Genomic DNA, 5,046 nt, shown 5'->3' on the forward strand with positions numbered 1-5,046 from the left:
GCGCCGGATCTCCCGCATGGGGGGAGATTCGGGCTCCGCGCCCGCGGCTTCATCTCGCGGGTCGATCCCCGCGATGTCATGCAGCGCCTTGGCGACAGCGCAGTCGATCATCGAGGTCTCCAGCGCTTCGACCGCGGTTGCATTGAGACCGGCGGCCGATGCGGTTTTTCTCAGGACATCAAGCGCCGTCTCGTCCGCCGGCCGGGCCTGGCGGCACCCGCGAAGATAGCCGGATATCAGATGGATCGCGGCGGCGACCCCCTCGCCGCGTCTCTCCACGAAGAGCACGGCCGGGCGCTGCGGGTCGGGACGGAAGAGCACATCCTCGACCGGAGGAGCGAGCGTGACGACGCAGAGCGTCAACTGCCCGGGCCCGGCCAGAGAGACCCGCAGATCTCGCGAGAGCCGCTCGAGCAGGAGCGGCTGGCGATCGCCCAGTCGCCCGCAGATCGATCCGATCCATGCATTCAGATCGTCCTGGCGCGCCGGCCAGAGTGCCGTGAGATACCCGGGGTAGGTCGATCGATAGATGTCGGACAGGACGTCGTAGATCGAATCGGCCTTGGTCTTGCATAAAGGCCGCATCGCGTCGCGGATCCCCCCGAGCGTGTAGGGGATGTCCTCGGTCGAGAAGCGTCCCGAGAGGGCCGGATCCAGTCTCCTCCACAGCAGGCGCTCGACATCCTCGCGGTACTTGCGGCTCTTTCGATGGATGATGAGAACCGTCCCCTCTTTAGTGCGCAGGGGAAGGCTGTCGGGCAGGAACTCCGTGAGAGCCCCGAGTCGCGCGCCCGCGTCCCGCAAGTCCGCGGGGATCGCCGCCCGGGAGCTGTCCCGCGCGGCGGCCGTCCTGAGAGTGAAGTAGAAGTCGCCCTGGGGACAGGCTTCCACCGCGATGGGAAGCGCCGAGGGGGGAGCTTCGGTCCGCTCGGTCGTCGAAGCCGCGGTCGGGTCGGCTGCCGGTCCGGCGGCCAGTCCGGCCGCGGGCCCGGCGGCGAATCCGGCGAGCGCCGCGACATGAAGCGCGATTGCCCAGGCGGCAGGCCGCGCCGGCCCTCCGTCGATCCTCTTCCGAGGACGCAGCCGCGGGATGCGCATCACGCCAAGGTCTTGGCGACGCACTCCACGATCCAATCGATCTCGCCCTTCTGGATCACGAGAGGCGGAGCGAAGCGGATCACCTGCTCGTGAGTCTCCTTGCAGAGGACTCCGAGGTCGCGCAGCTTCTGGCAGAACGGCCTGGCCGGGCCCGACGACTTCTTGACCTCGATGCCGATCAGCAGGCCGCGGCCTCGGACCTCTTGCACGTGGGGAGAGCGGATCGAGCGGAGCCGCTCCATGAAGTAGGTGCCCATCTCGGCCGAGCGATCGACGAGCCTCTCCTCGACGATGACGCGCAGCGCCGCGCGGGCCACGGCGCAGCCGAGGGGGTTCCCGCCGAAGGTCGATCCGTGATCCCCGGGCCGGAACACGCCCAGGATCTCGCGGTTCGCGACGACCGCCGAGACGGGATAGACGCCTCCGCCGAGGGCCTTGCCCAGGATCAGGACGTCGGGATCCGTGATCCCGTCCCACTCGCAGCAGAACATGTTGCCGGTGCGGCCGAATCCGGTCTGGATCTCGTCATCGAGCCAGAGAACCTTGTGCGCGCGGCACAGCTCGTAGGTCCCGCGAAGGTAGCCGTCCGGGGGGACGATCACCCCGCCCTCTCCCTGCAGCGGCTCCACGAGGAATCCGACCGTGTTCGGTCCGATCGCGTGCTCGAACGCGGGAAGGTCCCCGTAAGGAACCGTCACGAAGCCGGGAGCGAAGGGGCCGAACCCGTCGCGATACTGCTCGTCGCTGCTGAAGCCGACGATCGTCGTCGTCCGGCCATGGAAGTTGTTCGAGCAGACGATGATCTCCGCCTTCCCCTCCGGAACCCCCTTCACCTTGTAGCCCCACTTGCGGCAGGCCTTGATGGCCGTCTCGACCGCTTCCGCCCCGGTGTTCATGGGGAGGGCCATCTCCTTGTGGCAGAGTTCGGTCAGCTCCTTAAGGAACGGGCCCATCTGGTCGTTGTGGAAGGCGCGCGAGGTCAGCGTGGCCTTTCCGGCCTGCTCGAGCAAGGAGGCGACGATCTTGGGGTGCCGGTGACCTTGATTGAGCGCCGAGTAGGCCGAGAGGCAATCGAGGTACTTGCGGCCGTCGGCGTCCCAAACCCAGACTCCTTCGGCCCTCTCGATGACGACATCCAGCGGATGGTAATTGTTGGCGCTGTAGGTCTCGGCAAGCTGGATCAACTCATCGCTGCGCGACATGACTTTCGTTCTCTCCCTATCCATCGTCGTTTCTCCGCGGTGATTCTGCGGCCGTCCGGGCCGCGCCCTAGAGTCTAGCGATTGGGATGCCGCGTGTGTACCCCATGACGAACAGCCCCCGGGAGCCGCCGGTTCCCCATCCCGTTCGACCCCCTCGCGGGGGCGATTGGACCGATCCGCAGATTGGACCGATCCACTCGGCACGGGAAGGGGGGTCGGCTATGATCGATCCCCGAGAGCCGACTCCGTTCGAGAGCCGACTCCATTCGAGAGCCGACTCCGTTCGAGAGCCGACTCCATTCGAGAGACGACGGGGTTCGAGGACTGGTTTAGGCGGGAGGATCGCATAGCAGTGGCCGACCCATCGGAGCGCCGGAGCAAGGTCCTGCACTACCTCGGTCTGAGGAGGGAGTTCGTTCTCCTTCTGGGGATGGTCGTCTTCATCGGACTCGGGGAGCGGATCGGCTCGCGGTTCATCCCGAAGTACATCCAGGTTCTCGGCGGGACGGTCCTCGCGATCGGCCTCTATGGAGCGATGGAGAATCTTCTCGGCGCCCTCTGGGCCCTGCCCGGCGGGATCCTCTCCGACAGGCTTGGGACGAAACGGGCCCTCGCCCTCTTCAACATGATCGCCATCCTCGGCTACGCGATCGTCGTGCTCGTTCCGGTATGGCCCGCGGTTCTTGTCGCCGCGATCTTCTTCCTAGCGTGGTCCGCGATCTCCCTTCCGGCCACGATGAGCGTCGTCGTCAATGCCCTGCCGAGGACCAAGCGCGCGATGGGCGTCTCGATGCACTCGCTCATTCGACGCGTCCCGATGGCCCTGGGACCGGTGATCGGAGGCGCGCTGATCGCGGCCCTGGGCCTGGAGCGCGGCGTGCGGGCCTCCTTCGCGATCGCGATCGTTCTCGCGGTGGCGGCGATCGTCCTGCAGCAGAGGATGGTCTCTCCCGAGCCGAAGCCGTACGAGCCGATCCACCCGATCGCCCTTCTCAAGAGGTTCGATCCCGGGCTGCGGCGCCTGCTCGTCTCGGACATACTGATCCGCTTCTGCGAGCAGATCCCCTATGCCTTCGTGATCATCTGGGTCATGGACGTGGCGGGCAAATCGGCGCAGCAGTTCGGCTGGCTGAGCGCGGTCGAGATGGCGACGGCCGCGCTGATCTACATCCCCGTGGCGCACTTCTCCGACAGGGCGGAGAGGAAACCGTTCGTCGTGGTGACGTTCGTTTTCTTCACCCTCTTCCCCGCGGCCCTCTACTTCGCGCGCGGGACCGCCGCGCTGGCCGCGGTCTTCATCCTGCGCGGCCTGAAGGAGTTCGGCGAGCCGACGCGCAAGGCGCTCATCGTCGACCTGGCCGAATCGGGACTCGAGGGGCGCACGGTGGGCGCCTACTACCTCGTGCGGGATCTTGTCGTTTGCGTCGCCGCTCTTGCGGGCGGCGTCCTGTGGAGCATCGGCCCCGCCTGGAATCTATGGGTCGCCTTCGCGTGCGGCGTCGCCGGCACGCTCTACTTCGCGCTCTTCGGGCGCGGGGTGGCCAGAGAGGCCGGGGCCCCTTGAGCTATTCCCAGGCAACCATGATGTCTTGAAACGCAAAGTGAGTGCCCGGACGAAACAACGACAACCACTGGATCAGCGGAGCAGCAGCAAGCGATGGGCCGCTCCGTTCACCAGGCGAACCCAGTAGATGCCGGTTGGAAGCCGTTGGCCGCGCTGGTCCGTCAGATCCAACCGCATATGCCGGTCCGAGGCGACGATGCTCCTCAGGCGGCTCGATCACCGCGCGTACCCACGGAGCGGAGTCCCCACCGGTCGTGTGGCCAGAACCATGGCCGCAGATCCTCCCTTTGATTGGACATGCTGGTGCGTGCGGATGTCCTAGTGCAAGCACGGATCGGAGTCCGACAGGCCGCCCCTCATCTCCGAAGACTGACAGCTTCCGTCAATCCTCGCCGGGACGGACTCACGCGGATAGATGGGCATACGGCAAGCATGGCGACCATCCGATGATCGCCGCTTGACCGCGCAACACTAACACCGCCATATGGCGATCGCCGGTTTCATCGGAAGAGGTGCTTGACCTTGCCCCAGCTCAATCTCTCTACCGGAGTCTGCGAGCAGCCAACACCAAGTGCGCCGATCTGGCCGCAGCCGAGAGGTGCAATCGCTTCCGCACATGCGCTCTCTCTCGCAATCCGGAAGTCACCGGCCGCCTCTCCACAAAACAATGGATCCGCGCAGATGTTGTTCTCCCTGTCCACGACGGAGTTGAATATGGTAAACGAGGCGCTGTCAGGCCAGATGTCATTGCAGCTGACCACACCTCCGGGCGGATAGTACAGCCATACCGGGGTAGCCCTCAGGATGTTGTTGCGGAAGGATAGTGGTTCACCATAGTTGACGGAAATGGTCACCCTTGTATCGACCAAAGTATTGTTCTCGACTATGACTCTGGCTTCTTGAGGCCCAATGTCTATTCTTGGAACGTCAGTTGGTCCTTCGGATCCAACAAAGACATTGCCCTTCATGATCACCTCCTGAAACGCACAACAAGCCTCAGTCCGATCAAGAAGAACGTAGGTCGCCGATGGTGCACCGCGATCCAGGAAGCGATTTCCAATAAGCTTGACGAGTCCTGTGATTGTAGAAATCGAGTGGATGTAAGTGAGGTCATCCCCGCCCAGGATGGTGCAGTCCTCCAATCTGAGGTGCGTAGTATGCTGCGCACGAATCGCCTGCCCA

4 protein-coding genes are annotated in these 5,046 nt (G+C 64.8%); 1 reads left to right on the forward strand and 3 read right to left on the reverse strand.

The genetic code is table 11. The features are described 5' to 3' along the window. Together FJY88_11830 and rocD are read right to left on the reverse strand one after the other, a co-directional pair. A partial coding sequence (locus tag FJY88_11830; GenBank protein ID MBM3288022.1) for a hypothetical protein occupies window positions 1-1,122 on the reverse strand: 1,122 nt, incomplete at its 3' end. Next, window positions 1,098-2,300, reverse strand: coding sequence for an ornithine--oxo-acid transaminase (gene rocD, locus FJY88_11835; GenBank protein MBM3288023.1), 1,203 nt, complete (start codon window positions 2,298-2,300; stop codon window positions 1,098-1,100). The genes rocD and FJY88_11830, both read right to left, overlap by 25 nt. A gap of 430 nt (window positions 2,301-2,730) precedes the next feature. Here rocD and FJY88_11840 point away from each other — a divergent pair, with 430 nt between their 5' ends. After that, window positions 2,731-3,864: an MFS transporter gene (locus FJY88_11840; GenBank protein ID MBM3288024.1), complete on the forward strand. Its 1,134-nt coding sequence runs from the start codon at window positions 2,731-2,733 to the stop codon at window positions 3,862-3,864. 500 nt (window positions 3,865-4,364) lie between these two features. Here the strand turns inward: FJY88_11840 and FJY88_11845 are convergent, their stop codons facing one another. After that, window positions 4,365-4,832: a hypothetical protein gene (locus FJY88_11845; GenBank protein MBM3288025.1), complete on the reverse strand. Its 468-nt coding sequence runs from the start codon at window positions 4,830-4,832 to the stop codon at window positions 4,365-4,367. Window positions 4,833-5,046 lie beyond the last annotated feature (214 nt).

The sequence above is a fragment of the Candidatus Eisenbacteria bacterium genome (genome assembly GCA_016867495.1).
GTDB lineage: Bacteria > Eisenbacteria > RBG-16-71-46 > CAIMUX01 > VGJL01 > VGJL01.

Bases quoted from the DNA above. Each gene is read 5' to 3' on its own strand.
- rocD (MBM3288023.1), bottom strand. From the start codon at position 2,300: ATGTCGCGCAGCGATGAGTTGATCCAGCTTGCCGAGACCTACAGCGCC.
- FJY88_11840 (MBM3288024.1), top strand. From the start codon at position 2,731: ATGGTCGTCTTCATCGGACTCGGGGAGCGGATCGGCTCGCGGTTCATC.
- FJY88_11845 (MBM3288025.1), bottom strand. From the start codon at position 4,832: ATGAAGGGCAATGTCTTTGTTGGATCCGAAGGACCAACTGACGTTCCA.